Origin of the sequence: Nocardia sp. NPDC051787 (assembly GCF_040681325.1) — a bacterium.
GTDB lineage: Bacteria > Actinomycetota > Actinomycetes > Mycobacteriales > Mycobacteriaceae > Nocardia.
Genome location: NZ_JBFAYO010000001.1, coordinates 45,617 through 68,825, shown reverse-complemented (window position 1 = coordinate 68,825; position 23,209 = coordinate 45,617). Strand labels below are relative to the sequence as shown.

The 23,209-nt window shown below is 68.5% G+C and carries 24 protein-coding genes; 10 read left to right on the top strand and 14 right to left on the bottom strand.

Annotated features, from left to right (window positions below; genetic code table 11):
- Positions 1–120: 120 nt before the first annotated feature.
- Entirely contained in the window at positions 121–528 is a 408-nt protein-coding gene (locus AB0M45_RS00345) for an SdpI family protein (RefSeq protein ID WP_364320840.1), read from the top strand.
- A 77-nt stretch (positions 529–605) separates the two neighbouring features.
- Here AB0M45_RS00345 and AB0M45_RS00340 read toward each other — a convergent pair whose 3' ends face one another.
- On the bottom strand, positions 606–983 hold the full coding sequence (locus AB0M45_RS00340) for a hypothetical protein (RefSeq protein ID WP_364320837.1): 378 nt from the start codon (positions 981–983) through the stop codon (positions 606–608).
- 143 nt (positions 984–1,126) lie between these two features.
- Here AB0M45_RS00340 and AB0M45_RS00335 point away from each other — a divergent pair, with 143 nt between their 5' ends.
- Positions 1,127–1,879, top strand: a complete 753-nt coding sequence (locus tag AB0M45_RS00335) for a glycoside hydrolase family 25 protein (protein WP_364320834.1) — start codon at positions 1,127–1,129, stop codon at positions 1,877–1,879.
- A gap of 124 nt (positions 1,880–2,003) precedes the next feature.
- Here AB0M45_RS00335 and AB0M45_RS00330 read toward each other — a convergent pair whose 3' ends face one another.
- The 3 genes from AB0M45_RS00330 to AB0M45_RS00320 form a co-directional block, all read right to left on the bottom strand.
- A complete protein-coding gene (locus AB0M45_RS00330) occupies positions 2,004–4,067 on the bottom strand; it encodes a PhoX family phosphatase (RefSeq protein ID WP_364320831.1) in 2,064 nt (687 codons plus the stop codon).
- 191 nt (positions 4,068–4,258) lie between these two features.
- Positions 4,259–5,059 carry a hypothetical protein gene (locus AB0M45_RS00325; protein WP_364320828.1) on the bottom strand — a complete coding sequence of 267 codons (801 nt, stop codon included), beginning with the start codon at positions 5,057–5,059 and terminating at the stop codon, positions 4,259–4,261.
- Positions 5,060–5,156: 97 nt separating this feature from the next.
- A complete protein-coding gene (locus AB0M45_RS00320; protein WP_364320825.1) occupies positions 5,157–5,687 on the bottom strand; it encodes a lipoprotein LpqH in 531 nt (176 codons plus the stop codon).
- Positions 5,688–6,184: 497 nt separating this feature from the next.
- Here AB0M45_RS00320 and AB0M45_RS00315 point away from each other — a divergent pair, with 497 nt between their 5' ends.
- From AB0M45_RS00315 to AB0M45_RS00295, 5 genes are all read left to right on the top strand, one after another.
- On the top strand, positions 6,185–7,555 hold the full coding sequence (locus AB0M45_RS00315) for a hypothetical protein (RefSeq protein ID WP_364321721.1): 1,371 nt from the start codon (positions 6,185–6,187) through the stop codon (positions 7,553–7,555).
- Positions 7,555–8,574, top strand: a complete 1,020-nt coding sequence (locus AB0M45_RS00310) for a hypothetical protein (protein ID WP_364320822.1) — start codon at positions 7,555–7,557, stop codon at positions 8,572–8,574. The genes AB0M45_RS00315 and AB0M45_RS00310 overlap by 1 nt, the downstream gene beginning before the upstream one ends.
- Before the next feature lies 1 nt (position 8,575).
- On the top strand, positions 8,576–10,102 hold the full coding sequence (locus AB0M45_RS00305) for a tetratricopeptide repeat protein (RefSeq protein ID WP_364320819.1): 1,527 nt from the start codon (positions 8,576–8,578) through the stop codon (positions 10,100–10,102).
- Entirely contained in the window at positions 10,099–11,361 is a 1,263-nt protein-coding gene (locus AB0M45_RS00300) for a CHAT domain-containing protein (protein ID WP_364320816.1), read from the top strand. The genes AB0M45_RS00305 and AB0M45_RS00300 overlap by 4 nt, the downstream gene beginning before the upstream one ends.
- 213 nt (positions 11,362–11,574) lie before the next feature.
- Positions 11,575–11,787: a hypothetical protein gene (locus tag AB0M45_RS00295; protein ID WP_364320813.1), complete on the top strand. Its 213-nt coding sequence runs from the start codon at positions 11,575–11,577 to the stop codon at positions 11,785–11,787.
- A 62-nt stretch (positions 11,788–11,849) separates the two neighbouring features.
- Here the strand turns inward: AB0M45_RS00295 and AB0M45_RS00290 are convergent, their stop codons facing one another.
- The 5 genes from AB0M45_RS00290 to AB0M45_RS00270 all read right to left on the bottom strand — a co-directional run bounded on the left by AB0M45_RS00290 (position 11,850) and on the right by AB0M45_RS00270 (position 16,336).
- Positions 11,850–12,254, bottom strand: a complete 405-nt coding sequence (locus AB0M45_RS00290; protein ID WP_364320810.1) for a nitroreductase family deazaflavin-dependent oxidoreductase — start codon at positions 12,252–12,254, stop codon at positions 11,850–11,852.
- 209 nt (positions 12,255–12,463) lie between these two features.
- Complete coding sequence (locus AB0M45_RS00285) at positions 12,464–12,760, bottom strand: hypothetical protein (RefSeq protein ID WP_364320807.1); 297 nt, start codon at positions 12,758–12,760, stop codon at positions 12,464–12,466.
- A gap of 108 nt (positions 12,761–12,868) precedes the next feature.
- Positions 12,869–13,594 (bottom strand): amino acid ABC transporter ATP-binding protein, encoded by a 726-nt coding sequence (locus AB0M45_RS00280; protein WP_364320804.1) that lies wholly within the window; start codon positions 13,592–13,594, stop codon positions 12,869–12,871.
- Entirely contained in the window at positions 13,595–15,391 is a 1,797-nt protein-coding gene (locus AB0M45_RS00275; RefSeq protein ID WP_364320801.1) for an ABC transporter substrate-binding protein/permease, read from the bottom strand.
- A 150-nt stretch (positions 15,392–15,541) separates the two neighbouring features.
- Positions 15,542–16,336, bottom strand: a complete 795-nt coding sequence (locus tag AB0M45_RS00270) for an LLM class F420-dependent oxidoreductase (protein WP_364320798.1) — start codon at positions 16,334–16,336, stop codon at positions 15,542–15,544.
- Positions 16,337–16,550: 214 nt separating this feature from the next.
- Here AB0M45_RS00270 and ugpC point away from each other — a divergent pair, with 214 nt between their 5' ends.
- Positions 16,551–17,633: a sn-glycerol-3-phosphate ABC transporter ATP-binding protein UgpC gene (gene ugpC, locus AB0M45_RS00265; RefSeq protein WP_364320796.1), complete on the top strand. Its 1,083-nt coding sequence runs from the start codon at positions 16,551–16,553 to the stop codon at positions 17,631–17,633.
- Positions 17,634–17,834: 201 nt separating this feature from the next.
- Here the strand turns inward: ugpC and AB0M45_RS00260 are convergent, their stop codons facing one another.
- Positions 17,835–18,359, bottom strand: a complete 525-nt coding sequence (locus tag AB0M45_RS00260) for a helix-turn-helix domain-containing protein (protein WP_364320793.1) — start codon at positions 18,357–18,359, stop codon at positions 17,835–17,837.
- 111 nt (positions 18,360–18,470) lie between these two features.
- Here AB0M45_RS00260 and AB0M45_RS00255 point away from each other — a divergent pair, with 111 nt between their 5' ends.
- Complete coding sequence (locus AB0M45_RS00255; protein WP_364320790.1) at positions 18,471–19,640, top strand: acetyl-CoA C-acyltransferase; 1,170 nt, start codon at positions 18,471–18,473, stop codon at positions 19,638–19,640.
- 38 nt (positions 19,641–19,678) lie between these two features.
- Here AB0M45_RS00255 and AB0M45_RS00250 read toward each other — a convergent pair whose 3' ends face one another.
- Complete coding sequence (locus AB0M45_RS00250; protein WP_364320787.1) at positions 19,679–20,017, bottom strand: hypothetical protein; 339 nt, start codon at positions 20,015–20,017, stop codon at positions 19,679–19,681.
- A 43-nt stretch (positions 20,018–20,060) separates the two neighbouring features.
- On the bottom strand, positions 20,061–20,465 hold the full coding sequence (locus AB0M45_RS00245; RefSeq protein ID WP_364320784.1) for a hypothetical protein: 405 nt from the start codon (positions 20,463–20,465) through the stop codon (positions 20,061–20,063).
- A gap of 106 nt (positions 20,466–20,571) precedes the next feature.
- On the opposite strand from AB0M45_RS00245, the gene AB0M45_RS00240 reads away from it, so the two are divergent.
- Positions 20,572–21,555, top strand: coding sequence for an o-succinylbenzoate synthase (locus AB0M45_RS00240; protein WP_364320781.1), 984 nt, complete (start codon positions 20,572–20,574; stop codon positions 21,553–21,555).
- Between the two features lie 8 nt (positions 21,556–21,563).
- Here AB0M45_RS00240 and AB0M45_RS00235 read toward each other — a convergent pair whose 3' ends face one another.
- Positions 21,564–22,076: a TIGR04338 family metallohydrolase gene (locus AB0M45_RS00235; protein ID WP_364320778.1), complete on the bottom strand. Its 513-nt coding sequence runs from the start codon at positions 22,074–22,076 to the stop codon at positions 21,564–21,566.
- Positions 22,077–22,194: 118 nt separating this feature from the next.
- Positions 22,195–23,049: a DUF2786 domain-containing protein gene (locus AB0M45_RS00230; protein WP_364320775.1), complete on the bottom strand. Its 855-nt coding sequence runs from the start codon at positions 23,047–23,049 to the stop codon at positions 22,195–22,197.
- Between the last annotated feature and the right edge of the window lie 160 nt (positions 23,050–23,209).

Below are 23,209 nucleotides of genomic sequence, written 5' to 3'. Positions count from 1 at the left end.
TATCAGGGTAGAACGTGTGGTCGGCAGGACCGAAAATCGGGCTGGCCTGGACTTCCGGTAGCGGTCGCAGCCAGACGGCCCGTCGGCGGCCGGCCGGCACCGATGCGCTAGCCTGCATGGGTGTTCGTCGTCGCTCTCGTCCTGTTCGTGCTGGCTGTGGTGGCCATCGCAACCGGCGCACTCGGGCTGACCGGCCGTTTGCCCCGTAACCGTTTCTTCGGGGTGCACACCGAGGCCGCGCTTTCGAGCGATGAGACGTTCCGCGTCGCCAACCGTGTCGCCGCCCCCACGTCGATCGCGGCCGGCGCCCTCTTGTTCGCCGGTGGTCTAGTCGCACTGGCCGCCAGCGGAATCGTGGCGCTCGTCGTCGCGGCCGGTGCCGCCGTCGTCGCACTGTTCACCCTGGGTGCGGGCGCTACCGCCGCCGCGCAGGCCGCCGACGCCATCGCCCCGCCCGCCGAAGTCGGCGGCTGTGGCAGCTCCTGCGGCGCGTGCTCGCTACGCGACACCTGCCAGCCCGCCGGCTGATCGGCGCGGCGCCGGCGGGGGCTGTCGGCCGAGTCACTCATCGGGATAGCCCGGCGCGGCAGTGCCCGGACGCCGATCTATTCCGCACACGGTGGTGGCGCGACGCTGCGCGACAGCGGGCTGTCCACCGGGGTGACATAGAGCACGCACAGCAGTACCGGCACCGGCCCTGAATTGCGCGCCACATGCGGATAGCGCGGTCCACTCGGCTCCCGGAAGACCCGCCAGCGGCGGTAGGTCACCGGCGCGCAGTCCGCTCCGGGATGGTCCAGGATGCCCCGGGCGACCAGGACGAACAGCGTGCCGTCGTGATAGTGCCAGCCACTGGTGCCGCCGGGCTCGATGAGCGTCTGGCGCAGAATGAACGCCCGCCGGCCCAGAGTGAACCGGAACAGCACCCGACTGGCGGTCCCCTGCGCGGGGGCGGGATTTCGCTGATATTCGCGCCGCGTCATCAGTCGATCGAACCACTCACCGCGCCATGCCCAGCGGTCTCGGCAAGGCGATCTGAGCGCGTCGGGATTGATAGTTAATTATTCGCAACTATCACATCAGTAACACTAGCCACACCATGCGCAGGTGGCTAGCGTCAAATGGCATGAAAATCCCATGGGCGAGCCCGGCAAGCCGTTGCCTCAGCATTGCATTGTCACTGATAGCACCGTTGAGCATCATTTCAGCTATCACTCCGGGCGCCGCCGGCGCGCCGACCGGCCCGGATGTCTCGTCCTGGCAGCACACCGATGGACGCCTGATCGACTGGTTCGCCGTCAAGCGGGCGGGGCACGACTTCGCCATGGTCAAGGCCACCGAAGGGCTCAGCTACGTCAACCCGTACTTCGTGACCGACAGCCTGCTGATGTTTGCCGCCGGCCTGGCGCGCGGGACCTACCATTACGCTCGGCCCGCCTTGCCACCCGAACCGCAGGCCGCGATGTACGCGTCGGTGGCGCTCGGACAGAACGGTCCCCTCGACCTGCCGCCGGTGCTCGATCTCGAGGACTCCGGTGGGCTCGGGCCACCAGCCCTGATCGACTGGACGCGACGCTATCTGACCACCGTGCAAGCACTCACCGGCCGGGTACCGATCATCTACACCTATCCCAACTTCTGGCGCACGGCGATGGCCGACACCGCTGAGTTCTCCGGCTATCCCCTGTGGATCGCCGACTATCGCGGCAACGCCCAGCCCGAAGTCCCCGGCGGTTGGCCGACCTGGACGTTCTGGCAGACCACCGACCGAGGCACCATCCCCGGCATCGCGGGCCGCGTCGACCTCAACGTCTACAGCGGCGCCCACGGCGATCTCGCCCGCTTCGCGAACATGGGCTTCCGCACCGGAAGCGGCTGACCGCACTTCCGGGCGGATGCGGGAGGTGGAGCCGCTACCCGCCCAGTCGAGTAGCGGCTCCACCTATGAGGAAAGCCGCGGTGGGCACGGCCGTGGTTGCAGGGGCCGGGTCGCGGCTGCGGTATCAGGCGCCGATGCGGCCGCTGTTCTTCTTCCATACCGCCACGACCGAGGGGCGCGGCTGAGCCGTCCCGCCGTCGGGCCAGTGCGAGAGCGGGTTCTCCGGGGTCGCGTCGTCGGCCTCGCCGGGGTGCTGGACGCAGACGATGACTCGCGATTCGGTGACCACCGGCCCGCAGGTCTCCGCGCCGCGCGGGACGGTGAGGAACTGCTTGGTCTGACCGCGGTTCGGCCCGTCGAGCACCACCGAGAACAAGCCGTCGTTCGACTTCATGGCGTTGCCGTCGGTGGAGACCCACAGGTTGCCGTACGGGTCGAAGGACAGGTTGTCCGGGCAGGAGATCGGGCTCACCTTGGACTTGTCGTAGCCGGCGAAGTAGGTATCCGCGGCCGCGGGATCACCGCAGACCAACAGGAGCGACCAGGTGAACGTGGTGCCGGTGTGGTTGTCGTCGATCTCCAGCACTTGGCCGTTCTTGTTGAGTTTGCGCGGGTTCGCCTCGTCGGGGCCCTGCTTGCCTTCCGCGCCGCGATTGTCGTTGTTGGTCAACGCGACGTACACCTTGCCGGTGTAGGGGTTGGCCTCGAAGTCCTCCGGGCGGTCCATCTTGGTGGCGCCGACCTTGTCGGCGGCCAGCCGGGTGAAGACCGCGACCTCCTCGGCATTCATGCCGTCGACCAGCGACTTGCCCTTGCCGTCCGCATCGGTTTCGAGCAGCGGAATCCACTGGCCGGTGCCGGTGAAACCCTGGTCCGACGGCTTGGCGCCGGTGCCGTCGATCTTGTCCGGGTGGTCGCCGGTGAGCTTCGCGACGTAGAGCGTGCCCGCGTCCAGAATGGTCAGGTTGTGCCGCATGCTGGACGCGCCGGTGCCCGGCTGGATCTTGCGCGAGGACACGAATTTGTACATGTAGTCGAACTTCTCGTCGTCACCGGTGTAGGAGAGGACGTCACCGTTCTTCGTGACGTAGATGTTGGCGCCCTCGTGCTTGAGCCGCCCCATCGCGGTGTGCTTGATCGGCGTCGAGTTCGGGTCCCACGGGTCGACCTCGATCACATAGCCGAATCGGTTGGCCTCATTGGGTTCCTGGGCCACGTCGAAGCGCTTGTCCGCGCGCTCCCACTGGTTGGCGGTCTTGCCCGCGGTGAGACCGTAGCGCTTCAGCCTGGCGGTGGCGGTGGGATCGGTCACCTTGTCGCCATTGGCGAAGTAGCCGTTGAAGTTCTCCTCGCCGGAAAGCACGGTGCCCCAGGGCGTCAGGCCACCGGCACAGTTGGCGAAGGTGCCGAGGACTTTGGTGCCGGTCGGGTCGGCCGAGGTCTTCACCAAATCGCTGCCCGCGGCGGGGCCGGTCAGCTTGAACTCGGTGGTCGCGGTGATCCTGCGGTTGTACTTGCCGAAGACCGGAGCCAGCTTGCCCGAACCGGAATCACCCTTGACCTCGACCACACTCAGCCCGTGCGCGGCCATGGTGATCGCGATCTGCTCGTCGGTCGCAGCGTCCTTGTTGTAGCCCCGGAACATATGCGGGCCGGTGGTGTACTCGTGGTTGACCACGAGCAGGTAGCCGTTGGCCTGGCCCTCGATCGGCAGCAGTGCCGCGAAATCGTTGTTGTAGCCGAATTGCTCGGCCTGCGCGGCGGCGGTCTGCTTGTCGAAGTCGAATGCGGGCGCGTCCGGGAACAGCGGGTCGCCCCAGCGGATCACCACGGACTGCTCGTAGCCGTCCGGGATCACCACGGCATCTTCCTTGTTCGGCGCGACGGCGGCGAAGTCGGTGCCGGTTCCGGGCGGACCAGCGGGCTTGGTGGATCCCGCCGGGGCCGGTTCGTCGTCGCCGCAGGCCGCGAGCACGCTGCCCGCGCCGACCGCGAGCACCGCGGCCGCGCCACCCTTGATCAGGCCGCGGCGGTTCAGGGAGCTGACGATGTCACCGAAGTAGGCACCGGCGGAAGTATTGGGCGCCTCGTGGAAGCACGCGTTCGCGCACTTGTACTCACACGTCACAGCGGCGCGCGACGACTGGCCGTCGTGCTTCACGAAAAGGGCGAGTGGCTGAAGACTCACGGTGACTCCTGGGTTGGGCCGACGGGGCGCACGGTAGACCATCCAGACCATCCGGAAAAGACGAAAAAGTGAACAGCCGCCCAATTAGGTAACCCTCAAATTGCCCGGCTGTCGCGCAAAAGCGAATGCCACGTCGATTCGGTATCTCGAATCGACGCGGCATTCCCACTGGCGGACAGGCGGGGCGCCCACTAGGCGTTCACCGGAAGGGCGATGACGACCTCGCTCTCGTTCTCGGGCAGATAGTGCGCCTGCACGACGCGCCCCATCTGGACCTGTCCGACACTGGTGGGCGCGAGGAACTTCGTCACCCGGGTGGCGAAGGTCGATCCGTCCGGCCGGGTGACCACAAGACCGAGTTCGACCTCGGAGTAACCGTCGCGGATCGTGCCGGTGACCGACAGCGATTGCACCACGGCCTGGGTGGCGATGCCGCGCTCGGCGATGTCGAGCTTGTGCCGGGTGGTGATGCCCTTGCGGATCAGCGACTCGTTGATCGCGTGCTGTGCGGCGGACGCGTCGCCGGACAGGTCGATCTCCACCTTGTCGGTCCGGTCGGGCAGGTAGCGCACCGGAAGCACCACACCGGGACGCAGCAGGGCCAGCTCGGTGAGCGGCACGATCAGCTTCGCCGCCGAATCGAAGGTCTTGCCGTCCGCGCCCTCCACGCTGAACTCGATACGGACCTGCGGCTGGTCGTTGACGGTCAGCCCGGTCTCCCGCACCGACCGGACCGTGCCGAGTCCGGTACGCCCGTCGCGGAACTCGGCGCTGTTGCGGCCGGTGAACGCGGCGGCGATGCCTTCACCCGTGAACGAGAAGACCAGCGGAACCAGCGTGAACGCGAGAATCGGCAGCGCCATCTCGAAGCCGAGCCAGCCCATACCGGCGGGCTCCCATTCGCTTGTGGGGACGTAGGTTACGGCGTGATAGACGTAGTAGCCGATGGCCGCGGCGCCGAGAGCGAGAGCGAAGAGGCGGATCTTTTTCATGACAGTCCTTCGGGGGTGAGAAGTTCGGGATTCGCCGCCACCCGTCATCCCGGTGCGAAGACCGGGATGACGGGTGCGGATCGGGGGCATGCGGCGATCAGGCGCCGACGATGGACGAGCAGGCGAAGGTGATGTCGAACTTCGACGTCTTCGGTCCCGCCAGCGGGTTGGTCAGGTCGGGGGCGCCCACACCCTCGCCGGTGACCTTGTAGGTGTTGCCGTCTTTCACCACCGTGGCCGAGCCGCCCGGCATGCCGTTGCCGAAGCCGACCGCGTAGGGCAGGCCGTTGTCGCCGCCCTTGCTGCCCGCGATCGCGACCGCCTGCACGGTGTCGGCGCCGGTGATGGTCGCGCTCACCGAGAGGTTGCCGTAGGCGCCGTTGTCGGTGTCGGTCAGCGCGAGCGCCAGCGTGCCGCCCTGCTTGGCGCAGGTGGTGGTGAACTTCGCCTCGAGAGCCTTGCCGTCGACCGACGCGATCGACTTGCCGGCCGGGGCCGCCGGACCCGGCTGGGCCGAGGAGGGCGCGGGCGCGGCGGGCGAGGTGCTCGCGTCGTCGCTGCATCCGGTGACGAGCAGCGCGACGGCGGCGGAGGCGAAAGCGGCGGAGGCGAAACGGATGGTGTTCATGATCTGTCCTTGTGGTTCGTGGGCGCGGCGCCCGGTCTTCGTTTCGTTCGGCCCCGCGGTGCGAAGCCGATGAGAGAAAACTAGGAACGGTTCGCGCCCTACCGATCCCAGGTTTTGCACGCCCCGTAGGTAGCGACCATCCAGATGCCGCGGGTACCGATCCACGCAACACACCGGCCCACCTCGCGGTTTCGAGCACAGCCAAACCTGGCGTTTGCGGTTGGCGCTGTGGGAACAACGCGGCCCATCTGGTGTTGCCCGGGACAATTCGCCACCGGCAACCACCCCAGCCGTCAGGTACCAGTCAGCCCGCCCACATCCAATGCCCGATTGCTGCCCACGTACCCCATCGGCCCGGCCCTGATTTTCGAGCGCAGCGAGACCGAGCATTCCCTGTTCGCGGCCCGGCTCGCCATAAGGGGGGCCGCGAACACGCAGCGCCGCAGGCGATGCAGATTAGACCCAGCTAACCTGGTCGAATGCGACGACCGCGCGCCATGGTGCTCGACGAGGTGTGGCGCAGGCTCGACGGCGTCGAACCGCTCAGCGGCCCCCACGGCGGTCCGCTGCGCCGCACCGTGAAGCTCGTGCTCGACCCGCTGGTGATCCGGCCTGTGCAGCATCCATTGTGCGCCGGGCCGATCCTGACGGCCGACGGCGCGGTGCTGCTCGAAGCGCGCATCCAGGCCGCGGCCGACGTGCTGCGCGCGACGGCGGCCTGGTTCACGGTGCTCAAGCAGGTGCGGCGGACGCTGCGGATCACCGAGGGGCATCCGCAGGATCTGTACTTTCAGCGCTGCTTCGAGCTGGCGACCACGTCCGGCATGCCGGATCCGGCGCGGGGGCCTGCCATCGCCGAGGCCGCGCTGCGCGAGATCCACGAGTACACCGCGGGACGCACCACCCAAGCGCTGAAGGAGTACCTGAACGATCACACCAAGGGGCCGGTGCTGGCCGGGCTGCTCGACCTCGCCTGGCGCCGGCGCCCGCTGACCAACCCGTCCGGCGGTGACCACGCCGTCGCGGTGGACACCCTGCTGGAAGCCTGCGCCGCCGCACGACTCGGTCGAGACGCGCCCGCGGCGCAACCCGCGCTGAATCGACTGATCGGCGGGCACGCCGGAACCCACACGGGAATCCAGCTGTGGCAGAACGAATCCGCCCCTTCGGCGCGGGAGCTCGGGCTCACCGCGCATCCGGTGCCGCGACGGCCCGACATCGGCGCCTCCGCCTCGAAATCGACCCTGGGACTGCCGTTCGATCGCACCGTCTACGAGCGCGTGTTCACCGTCCTGCAGGCCTCCAGCGACCGTGCCGAGCTGCCGCCGATTCCGGAGCTGGTGGACGCCGAGATCGCCAGGAGTTGTGCGCCGTGGGCGCTGTTGGACGAGTCGTTGCGCGTCGCGGCGACGGCGGGGACGAAGCTGGCGCTCGGCTTGGCGCCGATTGATCAGCGACACGTGCGAAATGCGAGTCAATCGCGTCTGCGTCTGGCCGAAACCCGCACGGGTACCGCGCAATCCACCGCCCACCAGGTGATCAACGGTCGCTGGCAACGGGAGGCATACGTGCTACAGGCCCGTCGGCTGGTGGTGAGCGCCGGTTCCGCAGAACCGCCCTCCGGCCCACTGGCCGCCATCGCCGCCGAACTGACCACACCGTGGCGGCCCTACCTGCGGCGACTGTGGGTCCGCCTGCACGGCAGGGACGTCAGGGAGTATGCGATCCACGATCCGGACGAGCTCTGGGATCTGCTCGACGGCGTGGCGCGTTCGGTCATCCTCGACCATCGCACGCGGGTCAAGCGGGCGCTCAGCGTGCGGGCGGGCGCGGGCGAGCCGGACGCGGCGGAATCGAAGGCGAGCTGATGAGCACGACCGTACGGATCCGGAATCGAGACGGCCTGTGGATCATCGCGCCAGAAGGCGCGCCCACCGTGGTGGACGGCACGGCGGGAATCGACGTGCTGGTGCTCGAAGTGGCGGGCGGGCATCTGACGTGGAGCCTGCTCACCGGCCACGCGGCCCCCGCGGCGGTGATCGATGACCGTTCTCTCGCCCAGGAATGGGTCTGGGCGATTTACGGCCAGGAGGTATCCCTCGCGCTCGACGAATCAAACGGGGACACAAGGGAATACACCGTCGAGCCCGCCTTGCCGGACCTCGCGGCACGTATCTGGCGGCTCGGCTATGCCCGCTGGGCGGCGCGCTGGTGGCCCGCCTCCACCCTGGATGGCATCGCCCCGCTGGACGAGCACCTGCTGGAGGACGAGATCGCCGCGTTGAACGAGGAATGCGAGCTGATCGTCGACGGAGCGGACGCGCTCGAGGAGATACGCAGCAGCACCGAAACACTGGGCCGCGCGGAGGACTACGCATTGGCCGCCGGACCGGTCGCGACAGTCGCACCCGGCGCCCTGGTTTTGGCCAGGGGCACCGCGGGCTGGGACTGGCGTCGCTGCCCACCGGGCTTGCTCGACGCCTCGGAGCGCGCCGTGTCCTGGGAAGTGGTACGCGACGCCGGCACGACGATCGTGCGGGTGAGCGCGGTCGCCGCACCGCTGTCGGTCGTTGATGTCCCGGCACACCTGCATCCCCGTGCCCGCATCCAGGCCGCCGGCGCGGTCGACGTGCCCCTGATTCGCGAGGGTGAACTCTGGCACGCGGAGACAGCCGCACCGGCCGGATCGGAGTCAGGCGTGGCCGTGGCGATCTACGTGCCCGGCGTCGGCGTGGACGAGCCCGAACCGGACGCCGTCAGCCGTCGTGCCCAGATCCGTGCGCTGGTCACGGCGCGGCTTCGCCGCACGGCCGATGCGCCGGACAATCCGGTCGAAAGCCCGTTGCTCGCCGAAATCGCGGCCGCCGCGTCCGATTCGGACTTCTGACATGACCCATGAGACTCCGGACGACGGTCGCGAACTGCTCGCCGCCGGCGCCGCGGCCTATACGCGCGGCGAAACGGCGGAGGCCAAGCGTCTGTTCGAGGACGCCGCGGACAAGACGACCGGCGACATCCGGCTCGGCGCGATCATCAACGCGGCCAGCATGGCCGACGAACTCGGCGACCACACCGCCTCGCTCGCTCTCTATCGCGCGGCGCTGGCCGAAATGCCCGAGCATGCCCCGCGATTGCGCCCGAACGCACTGGTCAACATGTCGCAGGCGTTGCAGCACCTCGGTGCGCTCGACGAGGCGCAGGAGGCGCTGGAGCAGGCGCGGGCGTTGCTCGCCGACAACACCGACACCGACCTCGGCGTGCTCCGCGTAGCCTGCCTGCTGTCGTTGACCGCGGTCGCACTGCACCGCCAGAACTGGGCCTACGCCGCCGAGCTGGCCACCGAATCGCTGGATGCGGCACGGCGTTTCGCACCGCAACTGGCCGGCCACCCGTTGATGAATCTCGCCGCGACCTACTTCGAAACCGGTCGCCGCGATCTGGCCATCGATTTCGCGCGGCAAGCGCTGGCCGCGTTCGCGTCGGTGGACGACCGCAACGCGGTCGCCGAGACCGAACAGAACCTCGCGACCATGCTGGTCCGCGTCGAGCGCTACGACGAGGCGGAGGCTCCGCTGCGGTCGAGCCAGGAGTACTTCGAGCGCGCCGGTCTCGGCTATCGAGCCGGAATCGGGCTCGAGACGATGGGTTTCCTCGCCGAGGGCCGCGGCGATCTCGCGAGCGCGCAGGACTGCTATGACCAGGGCTTGGCCTACTTCATCGAGTCCGGCGCCGTGCTGGACGCGGCCGAGCTGCGCATGCGGCTGTCCACGGTGGCATTCAGGACCGGGCGCCTCGCCGAGTGCGAGGAGTTGCTCGCCACGGCGTTCGCGACCTACGCCGAGCGCGGTCTGGGGCTGCACTGCGCCCAGCTCGATTTCTGGCACGCGACGCTGCTCGACGACGCGATCACCGCGACCGAGGCACCGACCGCGGAAATGCTCACGCACGCGGTTCACCTCGCCGTTCCCGCCGCCCTGGCGATCGACGCCGTGCGCTACACCTTGCCCAACGGCACCCAGCGCGAGCAGTGGAACCGCCGGATCGCCGACCCCGCCATGCGGTTGGCGTTCCGGTTCGCCTACCTGTCCGGCAACGGGCCACTGCTGGCCGATCTCATCGAAACACAATGTGCTGGAACCACCTTGGCGATCGACCGCTCCGAGCGCGAGTGGCCTGCCCGGCTCCCGCTCGCACTGCTCGAAGCACCGCAAGAGTTCGACGACCATCCCGGCAGCGCCGCGCTGCAACTCGGCGCCGCTCTCGCCGAAGTCGCCGCCGGTGCCGGTCTACCGGTCGCGCCACCGCCGCGCCTGGCACTGGCCGCGGAAGGCCGGATCGCGCTCGCGCCGTTCATCACCGCCGCCGAACAGCGCTACGGCCGGGTGATCCGCGACGATCGGGTATTGACGATATGACGCCGACCGTGGTCGTCCGCATGGCGGACGCGGGAGACGTGTACGTGTCGTGGCGGTGGGTCGGCGACAGCGCGGAGCGTGGCGCGAGCATGCTTCCGGAAGAAGCCGCGATGCGGGCGGTAGGCATGCTCGCTGACGCGCTGCCACTGCCCGGGGAGTCCGGTGGGCTGGAGCGCGCGCTGACCACCGGGGCCTTCGCCGACTATGAGCGCGAATACACTGTCGCACAGGCACTTTCCCGGGCACTACTGCCCTATGGCTTGGCCGCTCAGCTCTACGAGCTGTGGCAGCGTGGCGTGCGTCCGCATATCCGGCTGCAACCGTCACCGCGCGTCGCGCAGGTGCCGTGGGAGTTGATCGCGCCGGATCGCGATGTCCGGCTGATCGACATCGCGGACGTCAGCCTGCTCGCCCCGGCGAGCGTCGTGCAAGCGCCGGGGCGCAGCGCGCGCGAATGGACGCGGACGCAGGCGAGTCCGGTCGTCGCGGTGCTGGACCCACGGGTCCCCGGGTTCCGCGCCGATTCGACGCTCGGCTCGGTGCTCGGCCGCATGACGGCCGACACCCCACTCGCGCAGCGCATCGCGGACTATGCCATGCGTGGCAGGCTGCGGCCCGCGGTCGAGGACCCGGTCGAGGTCTTCCGCCGCACCGATGTAGACCGCGCCTGGCTCGGCGCCACCTTGCGCGAGGGGGCGAGCCGCATGATCTACGTCGGGCACGTCACCGCGGCCGCGCCGGAATCGGGCCGCAGCGAGGACGCCGAACTGCACCTTTCCTGCACGGCCGATGCCGTCGGCTTCGCCGAACCCACCAGGACGCACCGTCCGTTGTCGGCCAAGGATCTGCTGCTCGGCACACACACGATCGACCCCGACCCCGTTGCCGGGCCGCAACTGTGGCCGATCCCGAGCCGGGTGGCGCTGATCGCCTGTGAAAGCGGCGGCGACCTGCGATTCAGCGAAGCGCTCGGCCTGACCGCCGCGATGATCAGCGGCGGCGCCGAACTGGTCACCGCGAGCCGATGGGCGCTGCCGACCGACCTCGCCTTCCAGCGCATCGCGGGCGCACCGCCCGAAGCCCACCCGCTCCAGCAGGCAATCTGCGCCATCGACGCCGCGCACGAACAGCCCGACCCGGTGTCCGCGCTCGCCGATTGGCAGCGTGCCCGATTGGCCGCCTGGCGCGGCACCGGCGGAATCGAGCACTCGCCGGTGCTCTGGTCGGCGTTCGCGACCGTGTGCGCCGGCAAACCATAGATCACGCTTCCGTAGACCGCTCTACCTGCACCGAGTACGCAAAAGTCGGGCGAAAACGGGTACCCGCTACTCATGCGCACCCGAGGACGAAGGCGGCACCATGCGGAGGTGGAGCCAAGCTAAGCTCAGATGCCTTCAACCACAGCGTGTTCTGACCAGGAGTAGCTACACCATTCGGATGACCGTCTCGACCGGCCACTGAGGAGCCAGCTCATGCGTTACTACGCCGTCTACGACACCGACGGGAACATCGCCACCATCCTCGGACAACCCGACCACGCCCCGCCCCTGCGTCCCACCGGCCACCAACTGACCGAACTGGCAGTTCCGGATGGAGTCATCGAGCCCGTGGACCCGGGCAACCTGATGACGCTGCTCGAGATCGCCGCGAACTACCGTGGCGACGCACCGGCGCCGCCGAACTGACCGAGCAACCTGATCGCCGATTGCCGCCGGAGCGTCGCGGCAGCCGAGCAGGGGAGTGCGCGTCACGCCCGGGTCAGCGCGACCACCGGGATGACGCGCGAGGTCTTCATTTCGTGCTCGGCGAAGAACGGGTAGGCGTTCTTGAGCATGGCCCAGGTCACCGCGTGGTCGTCACCGGTGAGCGGGGTGGCCAGCGCGGGATAGGTCTCCTCGCCCACCTCGACGGTGACGTGCGGATTCTCCCGCAGGTTCAGGTACCAGTCCGGGTGATCCGGCGCGCCGACATTGGAGCCGATGATCAAGAGGCGGTCGCCGTCGCGGTGGAACATCATCGGGGTGGTGTGTGGGGCGCCGGAGCGGCGGCCGGTCGTGGTCAGCAGGACCAAGCGGTCGCGATGCATACCCTCGATGTCGCCGCCCGCACGGAACTGAGCGATCGTTCGACGATTGATTTCCTTGACGTCCATGGTTCACCTCCCTCGGATGTGGTGCACCAGGCTCAGCTTTCCCTCTGGACGCGCGCCGCGTCCGGAAAACGCACGGATTAGCGTCGCGACCTGCAAGTTCAGCCGCGATAGCCGAGCCGGTGGTCGAATCACCACCTGGGTGGGAACCCCGCAGTGCGAATCTCGCGCTCTTCGATCACCTGCCTTACCGGGACCGGGGTACCAGCGAATCAGTGCTCGTCGAAGTGACCGTCGTGGGCCGCGTGGCGGTGCCCGTCGTGGATGTAATCGACGTGGTCGCCGTGCTGGATGGCCTCGTGGCCGCAGTCGGGGCCGTGCTGATGCGGGTGATCAGCGCACTCGGTGTGCCCGGACGGCTCGCATTCGTCGTAGTGACCTGCGTGTTCACGATGGAGGTGACCGTCGTGGGCGTAGTCGGTGTGATCGCCGTGCTGGAAGGCGGTGTGGCCGCAGTCCGGGCCGTGGACGTGATCGTGGCCGGTGTGCTGCGCATGCGCTGTGGTCATCGAATTCCCCTCTTTCCTTGATCGGATAGCTGGAATCGTGATGCTCAATACATTAGCAGATGCGCATCAATCGAGATTGCTCTCAGTGTGCTGGAGGGCGGGCGCAGCTCACAGCACCTGGGAGAGGAACCTCTGCAACCGCGGCGTCCGCGGGTTGTCGAACAACGCGTCGGGTGAGCCGGTCTCCACGACCTGCCCTTGGTCCATGAACACCACGCTGTCGGACACCGTGCGCGCGAAACCCATCTCGTGGGTCACCACGACCATCGACATGCCGCCGGAGGCCAGGTCGCTCATCAGGGCGAGCACCCCTTTGACCAGCTCGGGGTCCAGCGCCGAGGTGGCCTCGTCGAAGAACATGATCTCCGGCCGCATGGCCAGCGCCCGCGCGATCGCGACACGCTGCTGCTGGCCGCCGGACAGGTTGGCAGGCCTGGTGTCGGCCTTCTCCGCCAGTCCGACGATCTCCAGCTGTTCGACGGCCAGCACCCGAGCCTCGTCCTTGGACAGGCCGCGCAGCTTGCGCGGCCCGAGCGCGACGTTGTCCGCCACGGTCTTGTGCGGAAACAGGTTGAAGTGCTGGAAGACCATGCCGATGCGCTGGCGCAGCCGGTCCGGGTTCTCGGTGAGCACGGACTTGCCGTCCAGCAGCACGTCGCCCTGATCCGGCTCGTAGAGCCGGTTCAGCACGCGCAGCAGGGTGGACTTGCCGGAGCCGGACGGCCCGATGACGGTGGCGGTCTTGCCCGCGTCGACGTGGATATCGATGCCGCGCAGCACGTGGTTGTGCCCCAGCGTCAAATGCAGTCCGGTGCCGGTGAGGGAGGCACTCATCTATCCGCGCCCTTCCGTGATCGTTGCGGTCTCGATCGGGTCGATCGGCTGGTCGGGACGTCCGGTGCGCATCCGGCGGTCGATGTAGTTCACCAGGTGGGTGAGCGGGACGGTCAGCAGCAGGTAGACCAGGCCCGCGGCGACCAGCGGCGAGAGGTTCCCGGTCTGCGCGTTGAGGTCGCGGCCGACCGCGAACAGCTCGCGCTGGGTGGCGAGCAGCCCCAGGAAGTAGATCAGCGAGGAATCCTTGATCAGCGCGATGAACTGGTTCATCAGCGCGGGCAGCACCCGGCGCACGCCCTGCGGGATCACCACCAGCGTCATCGCCTGCCGGTAGCCGAAGCCGATGGCGCGCGCCGCTTCCAGCTGACCCGCCTCGACCGATTGGATACCGGAGCGGAAGATCTCGCCGATATAGGCCGAGGCGAGCAACGCGAGGGCGACGGCGCCGAGCCAGTACGGGTTGTTGCCGGTGAGATTGCGCACCACCGGACCGACACCGAGGCCGATCAGCAGGATGATCACCACGGCGGGCAGTCCGCGGAAGATGTCGGTGTACACCCGCGCGGGCCAGCGCAGCCAGCGGGTGCGGGAGATTCCGGCGACCGCGAGCAGCATGCCGAGCACAGTGCCCAGCGCACCCGAAACCACCGCGAGGATCAAGGTGTTCGGCAGGCCGGTCTTGAAGAGATCGGGAATAGCCGTGCGATACAACGACCAGTCGAAGAACGTATCCTGCAACTGCCGCACCGTGGATTTCGGCACGTTCTGCTCGGTGTCACCCTGCTGCTCGTCCGCGGCGAGCGCGGCGAAGTCCGGCAGTTGCGGCGTGGGCGCGGCCTTGGAACCAGGCTTCCAGCCCGGCGGCAATTCCCTCGGCACCCAGTCGCTGTAGAGCCTGGCGTAGGTGCCGTCCGCGATCACCGCGTCCAATCCGCTGTTGAGCGCATCGATCAGGGGCTGATTGTGCTTGGCGACCGCATAGCCCACGAAGTTGTCCAGGCTGAAGGTGTTCTGCGACACCGAAATACCGTCACCGGGCTTGATCGCGCCTTCCGCCTGAGCGGACGGCGCGACCCACGCGTCCACCTGGCCGGACTTCAGGTTGGCGTAGGCGGTGTTGTAGTCCGGGAACTTCACCGGGTTCAGGCGCAGCTGGTTCACCACGAACTCGTCCTGCACCGTGCCCTGCACCACCGCGATCCTGGTGGCGCGCCCGAGATCGGAAAACCCTTTGATGGCGCTGCCGTTCGGCACCACCAGGGAGAAGTAGCCGAAGTCGTAGCCATTGGTGAAACCGACCAGCTGGCGGCGAGCGTCGGTGGTGGTGATGTTCGACGACCCGACGTCGAAGCGGCCGCCGGACACCTGGGCGAGCAGCCCGGCGAACTCGGTGCCGGAGAACTCCACTTGGAGGCCGAGCTCGGCGCCGATGGCCTTCAGCAGCTCGTTATCGAAACCGGTGAAGGTGCCCTGCCGGTTGACGCAAATGCTCGGCGGCGCGTCCGAGAGCGTGCCGACGCTGAGTTTGCCGGGCGTGATCAACCCGAGCTTCGAGACGTCGATCGAAGCCGGCGGCACGGTCGTCGCGGTGGTGTATCGGTCGGTGCCCGCGGTCGCCGAGGAGGCCAGATTGGTGGGCGCGGCGGACGCGGCGGCCAGGCCCGGCGGTGCGCAGAGGTTGCGCTCGGTGGACGCGTCGTCCGATCCGGAACCGCACGCCGTCGCGCTCAGACCGACGGCAAGCAATATCACGGCGATCAGCGCACGAGACCGCACAACGGGCAGAACAGCCATGACGGACAACCCTAGCCGCGGGAATTTGCTATTTCGCAGCTACCCCGAGGGCGCTACGGCGCGAATCGTTGCCCCAGCGGTGGTCGAGAATTCCGTTCACGCCGATCCGAATGCCGCGCCGTCGTGGATCACGCGGCCGAGCTACCGTGCTCAGGCGATTCCGCTGACAGGTTCCGGGTTGACTTCGTCGCGCCACCGAATGGCGGTTTCGAGTTCACCGAGGTCGTAGTCCGGCCCGCTGACTCCCACGGTGAACGTCGTCACGCCCGCGTCCACGAAACTCTGCGCCCTGGCCGCACCCGGCCATTGCACCGAGCGTTCGATGCGCGCCTGGTCGGTGCCGACGGCGGCGCAGTGGTCGGCGAGCACCTGGTTCTTGTGCGCGAGCAGATCCAGGTCGGCGAAGGTGTGCCACATGTCGGCGTACTGGGCGACCAGCCGCAACGTCTTCTTCTCGCCACCGCCGCCGATCAGGATCGGGATGTCGCGGGTCGGCCGCGGATTGAGCTTGCGCAGCCGGGCGGTGATCCGGGTCAGGTTCTCCTTCAGCAGGGCGAGTCTGCTGCCCGGGGTGCCGAAGTCGTAGCCGTACTGGTCGTAGTCCTTCTGGAACCAGCCCGCGCCGATGCCGAGAATGAGGCGGCCGCCGCTGATGTGGTCGACCGTGCGCGCCATGTCGGCCAGCAGGTCCGGATTGCGGTAGCCGCCGCCGGTGACCAGCGCGCCGATCTCCACCCGCTCGGTCTGCTCGGCGAACGCGCCCAGCATCGTCCAGCACTCGAAGTGCGCGCCGTCCGGGTCGCCGGTGAGCGGGAAGAAGTGGTCCCAGTTGAACACGATGTCGACACCCGCGTCCTCGGACCGCAGCACCGCGTCGCGGATCAGCCCGTACTCGGGCGCGTGCTGCGGCTGCAGCTGAACTCCGATACGAACTGGACGACTCATGCGTGCTCCTCGTCGCTCGGGCGGACTCCCCGATCGAGGCTACCGGCGTGGTCCGGTTCCCGCAGGCGGCGCTTCGGCGCGTCGACGCGCCCGGTCGGCTGACCGTGCGGGCCCGCACACAACCTGCCCGCGCACCGCGCCGACCCAGTAGGATCGTGCCGCCCTTACTCGGATCGTCCGGCACGTTCCTGCCGGGATGGGATGTGAATTCGTCATGGCCACTGTGACCTTCGACAACGCGACGCGGCTCTACCCCGGTGCCGCCAAACCCGCGGTGGATCGGCTGAATCTGGAGATCGCGGACGGTGAGTTCCTGGTGCTGGTCGGCCCGTCCGGCTGCGGGAAATCGACCTCGCTGCGCATGCTCGCCGGGCTGGAGGACGTCAACGACGGCCGCATCCTGATCGGCGCGAACGACGTGACGCACGCCGAGCCCAAGGAACGCGATATCGCCATGGTGTTCCAGAACTACGCGCTCTACCCGCACATGACCGTCGCGGAGAACATGGGCTTCGCGCTGAAGCTGGCCAAGGTCGCCAAGGCGGAAAAGCAGAAGCGGGTCCTGGAGGCGGCGAAGCTGCTCGACCTGGAGCCCTACCTGGACCGCAAGCCGAAGGCGCTGTCCGGCGGTCAGCGCCAGCGAGTCGCGATGGGCCGCGCGATCGTGCGTCAGCCACAGGTGTTCCTGATGGACGAGCCGCTGTCCAACCTGGACGCCAAGCTGCGGGTGCAGACCCGCACCCAGATCGCGCAGTTGCAGCGCAGGCTCGGCACCACCACGGTGTACGTCACGCATGACCAAGTCGAGGCGATGACCATGGGCGATCGCGTCGCCGTGCTGAAGGACGGCCTGCTGCAGCAGTGCGCCACGCCGCGCGACCTGTACCGCGATCCGGCCAATGTGTTCGTCGCGGGCTTCATGGGCTCGCCCGCCATGAACCTGTTCACGCTTCCGGTGACCGATGGACGGGTCGCGCTGGGCGGCCAGGCACTCCCGCTGCCGCGTTCGGTCGCCGACGTGGCCGGGACCACCGTGACGGTCGGCATCCGGCCCGAGCATTTCGAGCTGGGCAACGGCTCCGGCATCGAGATGGAGGTCGATGTGGTGGAGGAGCTCGGCTCCGACGCCTACATCTACGGCCGTACCGTCACCGAGACCGGAACCGACGGCACCGGGGAAACCATTGTGGCGCGCGCGGACTGGCGCAACCCACCCGCGAAGGGCACCCGACTGCGGCTGGCCACCGATCCCGAGCACATCTACTTCTTCGACACCGACGGCCGTCGGCTCAACTGAGCTCGCGCGGAAAAGCCCGCTCGCCCAACCAGTCCGGCGAGCGGGTCCGGTCGACCGCCGACGCCGGTGGGCTGCCCCGGCGTCGAACCGCCGACGGGAACCACGGACCGGGGACGCGTCACGTCCGTTCGGCCGCCTCAGCCAGGCGTCGCGCGGAACGTCATCCGGTCGACGGGACCGGCCACGGCGTCTCGACCGCTGTCACGCCTCCTGGACTCCCCCGCCGGACCCGCGTTGCCGCCGCTGCCGGACATACTCCTGGTTGAGCCGCACGCCGAGCTCCTCGAGCTCGATCTCCCGGCCGGACTCGCTGCGCACCTGCACCCGCACCGGAGCACCGGTCGCCTCCTCGACCAGCAGCAGTGGAGCCGGACCCGCCTGTAGGTACGCGTCCCCCCACTGCATGAGCGCGAGCACCGCGGGCAGCAGATCCCGCCCCATCGGCGTGAGCACGTATTCGTGCCGGGTGCGCTTGCCCTCCTCTTGATACGGCTGTTTCGCCAGCAGGCCCGCCTCGGTGAGTTTGCGCAACTGCGTGGCGGCGGCCGCGTCGGTGATGCCGACCCGGCTGGCGAACCCGTCGAACCGGCGCGTCCCGTAATACGCCTCGCGCAGGATGAGCACCACCGAGCGGGTGCCGACGATGTCGAGCGCCTTCGCGATCGAGCACTCCTCGGCCTTCCACGAGTTCAGATCCGCCAACGGTCCTTCCATCACTGCTGCCATGACGAACATCATACCGATCCTGACTTGCCTCAACTATTGCCAGGACTATTCTGACTATGTGTTAATAGAGTCAGGTATAGCGGCCCGGCTCTCGGTCCGGAAGGAAGCACCATGAGAGACGCGGTGATTGTCGAAGCGGTACGCACCCCGATCGGCAAAGGCAAGCCGAACGGCGCACTGCACAACGTCAACGCGGTGGACCTGCTGGCCCACAGCCTGCGCGAGGTGGTGGACCGCAGCGGCATCGATCCCGCGCTCATCGACGACGTGATCGGTGGCATCGTCACCCAGGTCGGCGAGCAGGGCGCCAACATGACCCGGCGGGCCGCGCTGGCCGCCGGATATCCCGAATCCGTCCCCGCGACCACAGTCGATCGGCAGTGCGGCAGTAGCCAGCAGGCGATCCACTTCGCCGCGCAGGGCGTCATCGCCGGCGCCTACGACATCGTCGTGGCCGCGGGCGTCGAGTCGATGGGCCGAGTGCCCATGGGCGCCAACCTGGTCGGCTCGGAAGACATCTCCGGGGCCGGTTTCGCCGAGCGGTACCCGGACGACCTGGTGCCGCAAGGCATCAGCGCCGAGCTGATCGCGGCCAAATGGGGGCTGACCCGCACCCAGCTCGACGAGTTCGCGCTCGGCAGCCACGAGAAGGCCGCCCTGGCCACCAAGAACGGGCTGTTCGCCAGGGAACTCGCGCCGATCAACGGACTCGCCACCGACGAGGGCATCCGGGTGGGCAGCACACTGGAGACGCTGGCCGCCCTCCGTCCCGCCTACTACGACCCGGCCATGGCCGCCCGCTTCCCACAGATCGGCTGGGAGATCACCGCTGCCTCCGCGAGTCAGGTGAGCGACGGCAGCGCGGCGGTATTGATCATGACCAGCGAGCGCGCCGCGGAACTCGGGCTGAAACCGCTCGCCCGGCTGCACAGCTTCGCCGTGGCCGGTGACGATCCGCTACTGATGCTGACCGCCGTGATCCCCGCGACCGGAAAGGTGTTGCAGCGCGCGGGACTGCGGTTGTCCGACATCGATCTCATCGAGATCAACGAGGCGTTCTCGCCGGTGGTGCTGGCTTGGGCGCACGACACCGGAGCGGATCTGGCCAAGGTCAACGTCAACGGCGGCGCCATCGCCATCGGGCATCCGCTCGGCGCGTCCGGCGCGCGCCTGATGACCACCCTGGTGCACGCCATGCAGGACCGCGGCGCCCGCTACGGCTTGCAGACCATGTGTGAGGCAGGCGGTTTGGCGAACGCGACCATCCTCGAACGGTTGTGAACCAGCGCGCGGTACCCGTCGAGGGGCGGGTACCGCGCTCATATCGAGACGAGCACCATCGCGATCAGGAAGCCGACCAGCCAGGATTCGAGGATCAGCGGCACCGCCATCAGCGGGGTCCATGCGATCGGTTTGCGATGGCGCACCTTCTCCAGCACCGACACGAGCGCGGCGAGTACCGATGCCGCGATGCCGGTCCAGGCGATGACCTGCGCCCACGGCAGATACCCGACACCGCGCCCGTCCCGGCCGTCACGCGCGAGGACTTCGTACAGCGGGACGAAAGAGGCGAGCAGCCAACCGAATCCGAGGACGATTACCGAACCCAGCGCCACGCGCAGGAAATCGGTCAACCGCCGCCGGAGATGCCGCGCCATACCTTCAGCATGACCGGCACACGGCCACAAAGCATCTCGAGTCTCACCGTCCGGTATAGACCTGCCCCGCCAGCGCGAGGCCGCCGCAGAACGAGCCGACGATCAGCAGCATCGCGAGCACCGGCCAGAACCACAGGTACCAGCGCTTGATCACGGCCACGATCAACACGGCGAGCGTGCCGAGCAGCGCGAGAGCCGTGCCGCCCCAGGACACCGCGAACGCCCATGTGAGGTACTCGGTGCGGCATGTGCCGTACGAGCACGGGTCGGTAGCGAAGGCGAAGAAGACAGTGAAATAGGCAGCGATCAAGCCGAGAGCTACCGCGCCGACATACAACACAGCCGCGAGCGTGAGGTCCCAGGCCCGCAGGGGCTGCCTGCCGGCCGCGGGCGGCGAGGGGGTCCCGTAGTGATACGGCCAGGGCTGCTGGGAGCCTGTCTCGGTCATGTGGTCGACGATCCCCGTTTCCGTTCCGCGCCGACTCCGCGAAACTACTCGAGTACACCTGCGCAATCCCTCGATCGGACATCGACGCCGAATAAGCTGACCGGCAATGAGCGATTTCGCAACGCAGAGCGTCGTCTACGCCATTCCGATGCGGACCCGATTCCGCGGCATCACGGTGCGGGAGGGGATGCTGATCCACGGGCCACTCGGCTGGGGCGAGTTCTGTCCGTTCCCGGAATACGACGACCAGGAGGCCGCCGCGTGGCTGGCCACGGCCGTCGAGCAGGTCACGGTCGGGTGGCCCGAGCCGGTGCGGGACCGGATCCCGATCAATTGCATCGTGCCCGCGGTCGATCCGGAGCAGGCGCACGCGATCGTCGCCCGGTCCGGCTGCCGCACCGCCAAGGTGAAGGTCGCCGACCATCCCGACTCACTCGCGGAGGATATGGCCAGGGTCGAGGCGGTGCGCGACGCGCTCGGCCGCAACGGTGCCATCCGGGTCGACGCCAACGCCGTCTGGGACGTGGACACCGCCGTGCGCCATATCGATCGGATCGATAAGGCCGCGGGCAGCCTGGAGTACGTCGAACAGCCGTGCCGGACCATCGAGGAGCTCGCCGCGGTGCGCCGCCGCGTCGAGGTCCGCATCGCCGCCGACGAATCCATCCGCCGCGCCGGGGACCCGTTGCGGGTCGCGGTCGCCGGGGCCGCCGATATCGCCGTGCTCAAGTGCACCCCACTCGGGGGCGTCCGCCGGGCCATCCAAGTGGCGGAGGCCGCGGGCCTGCCCTGCGTGGTCTCCTCCGCGTTGGAGACCAGCGTCGGCCTCGCCGCCCAGCTGGCGCTGGCCGGTGCGCTCCCGGAACTCGACTTCGCCTGCGGCCTCGGCACGTTGAGCCTGCTCACCGGCGACGTGACACCGGGCTCGCTGCGCCCGGTCGACGGCTACCTCCCGGTTCTCCGCACCCCACCCCAACCGGACCCCGAACTGGTGGAACGCCACCGCCATCCCGACCCCGACCGCACCGTTTGGTGGCAGGAGCGACTCGCCCGCGTCTCGGCCCTGGTTCGGCAGAGCCCCACGGTCTAGCTCGGAAGCTACCCGAGCCGTACACCGCAGCCGAGCATGGTGGCGCGTAGGAGTAACGCCGCTTCAGGGCCGACGACGCCGTCGACGAGTTCCACATACCGGTCGCAGAATTCCGGGCCGTGCGCGGCGACGGACGCGGGAGCAGATTCCAGGTGATGCGCCAATTCGTGCAGGATCACCAGTTCGCGCAGCGCCCAAGCGGTACCGCCGGTGTGTAGCGGGACCGCGAGGACGGCCTCGGCAGCCTCGTAATGCGCGGCGGACACTCCGCCGCGGGCACGGACACGCACCGGCGCGGTGGCCCGTTCCCACCGCGCCCGAACCCAGTTGAGCGCCAGCACCTTGTCCGCGTAGCTCTGCACGGACTCCACCGAGGCGAAGCGGCGCTCGATCGGCAAGGTGAGATGCGAGCCGTACAGCTCGACGGTTCGCGCGCCATGTTCGTCGGCTCGATCGAATACCCCGCGCACCAACTGTTCGGCGTCGTACACCTTGGCGCGCTGACTGTCGCGCACGGTCATCCACGCTGCTCCACGGTCGGTGCCGAACCATGCCCGACGAGGAACACGCGATTCTCCCCCAGCGCGTCCGCCTCGTGCACGCGACCCGGCTCGCCCGCTCCCGCAGGGCACTCGCCGCTCACGGCGGTCCGCCCGCGTCGGGCGAGGTCAATTGCCCGCGGGCAGCGGGAAGTTCGGGTGAAGTGCCGATCCGTGCTGCTCTGCCCGCGCGATCCCCGGCCGCCCGCGCCGCCGCCGAATGCCCCGTCGACTCCTGCGGCCCGCGCCAGGTGCCGCGCGCCTCCGATGTCCGCGAGTAGAAGTCTGTGAGTTCGATCTCTTTGTCGCGCAGAGCCAAGGCGGTACCGGTCGCGTCAGCGTCGCCGGGCAACACCTCCGCTTCGACTTCCGCCTTCACCTCCGCCAACCGCCGCCCGATCCGCGCCGCGAAAGCCATCTGGAAGTTCAGCCGTGCCGTCACGCCCGCGACCGGCACCTGCACCCGGCGCCGAACCTGGCGTCCCCAGCGCTTCTCCACGACGATCTTCTCCATGGTGGCCGACCGGTAGGCCCCCGACTTGATGTACTGATCGGAGGCCCGCACCATCTGCACCAGCAGACTGGCGTACAGCGCCGCACAGGTGTCGATGTCGGAGTCGAAGCCGTAGGCATAGACCTGCGTCGAAGTCCTGACTACATCACAGCGCACGTCGTTGGCCGCGGCGATCGCGACGAACAACTGGACGTAGGTGCGCAATCCGCGCTTGCCCGGTTCGCCGATCGGGATGATCCGCTGCACCGGCGTTGGCCTGCGCTCGCGCCCAGCGATGTGCGCCCGCGCGACCGCGAGGTCGATGGAGGACTTCGTGGCCAGCCGCTGGGCCGCGGCGAGGAACGCTTCGGCCTCGTGCTCGTTGTCGGTGGATTCGGCCTTGCGCAGCAGTCCACCGATGCGGGTGAGCATCCGATCGGGAACCGCGTTCGGCGAAGTCATCAGCCCCAAGCATAAAAGGCGCAGCCGGACGAAGTCCGTCCGCAGCCTGCGCCGGGCCGAGCGAAGGCTCGAGGCAGCCGCTTATGCGCCGGGCCGAGCGAAGGCGAGGCAGCCGCTTATGCGCCGGGCCGAGCGAAGGCTCGAGGCAGCCGCTTATGCG

Coding starts and splice junctions, on each gene's coding strand:
- AB0M45_RS00295 (WP_364320813.1), top strand. CDS start 11,575: ATGCGTTACTACGCCGTCTACGACACCGACGGGAACATCGCCACCATC.
- AB0M45_RS00335 (WP_364320834.1), top strand. CDS start 1,127: ATGAAAATCCCATGGGCGAGCCCGGCAAGCCGTTGCCTCAGCATTGCA.
- AB0M45_RS00300 (WP_364320816.1), top strand. CDS start 10,099: ATGACGCCGACCGTGGTCGTCCGCATGGCGGACGCGGGAGACGTGTAC.
- AB0M45_RS00260 (WP_364320793.1), bottom strand. CDS start 18,359: ATGGCAGCAGTGATGGAAGGACCGTTGGCGGATCTGAACTCGTGGAAG.
- AB0M45_RS00290 (WP_364320810.1), bottom strand. CDS start 12,254: ATGGACGTCAAGGAAATCAATCGTCGAACGATCGCTCAGTTCCGTGCG.
- AB0M45_RS00340 (WP_364320837.1), bottom strand. CDS start 983: ATGACGCGGCGCGAATATCAGCGAAATCCCGCCCCCGCGCAGGGGACC.
- AB0M45_RS00310 (WP_364320822.1), top strand. CDS start 7,555: ATGAGCACGACCGTACGGATCCGGAATCGAGACGGCCTGTGGATCATC.
- AB0M45_RS00230 (WP_364320775.1), bottom strand. CDS start 23,049: ATGACTTCGCCGAACGCGGTTCCCGATCGGATGCTCACCCGCATCGGT.
- AB0M45_RS00325 (WP_364320828.1), bottom strand. CDS start 5,059: ATGAAAAAGATCCGCCTCTTCGCTCTCGCTCTCGGCGCCGCGGCCATC.
- AB0M45_RS00245 (WP_364320784.1), bottom strand. CDS start 20,465: ATGACCGAGACAGGCTCCCAGCAGCCCTGGCCGTATCACTACGGGACC.
- AB0M45_RS00280 (WP_364320804.1), bottom strand. CDS start 13,594: ATGAGTGCCTCCCTCACCGGCACCGGACTGCATTTGACGCTGGGGCAC.
- AB0M45_RS00315 (WP_364321721.1), top strand. CDS start 6,185: ATGGTGCTCGACGAGGTGTGGCGCAGGCTCGACGGCGTCGAACCGCTC.
- AB0M45_RS00275 (WP_364320801.1), bottom strand. CDS start 15,391: ATGGCTGTTCTGCCCGTTGTGCGGTCTCGTGCGCTGATCGCCGTGATA.
- AB0M45_RS00250 (WP_364320787.1), bottom strand. CDS start 20,017: ATGGCGCGGCATCTCCGGCGGCGGTTGACCGATTTCCTGCGCGTGGCG.
- AB0M45_RS00320 (WP_364320825.1), bottom strand. CDS start 5,687: ATGAACACCATCCGTTTCGCCTCCGCCGCTTTCGCCTCCGCCGCCGTC.
- AB0M45_RS00255 (WP_364320790.1), top strand. CDS start 18,471: ATGAGAGACGCGGTGATTGTCGAAGCGGTACGCACCCCGATCGGCAAA.
- AB0M45_RS00285 (WP_364320807.1), bottom strand. CDS start 12,760: ATGACCACAGCGCATGCGCAGCACACCGGCCACGATCACGTCCACGGC.
- ugpC (WP_364320796.1), top strand. CDS start 16,551: ATGGCCACTGTGACCTTCGACAACGCGACGCGGCTCTACCCCGGTGCC.
- AB0M45_RS00305 (WP_364320819.1), top strand. CDS start 8,576: ATGACCCATGAGACTCCGGACGACGGTCGCGAACTGCTCGCCGCCGGC.
- AB0M45_RS00270 (WP_364320798.1), bottom strand. CDS start 16,336: ATGAGTCGTCCAGTTCGTATCGGAGTTCAGCTGCAGCCGCAGCACGCG.
- AB0M45_RS00240 (WP_364320781.1), top strand. CDS start 20,572: ATGAGCGATTTCGCAACGCAGAGCGTCGTCTACGCCATTCCGATGCGG.
- AB0M45_RS00235 (WP_364320778.1), bottom strand. CDS start 22,076: ATGACCGTGCGCGACAGTCAGCGCGCCAAGGTGTACGACGCCGAACAG.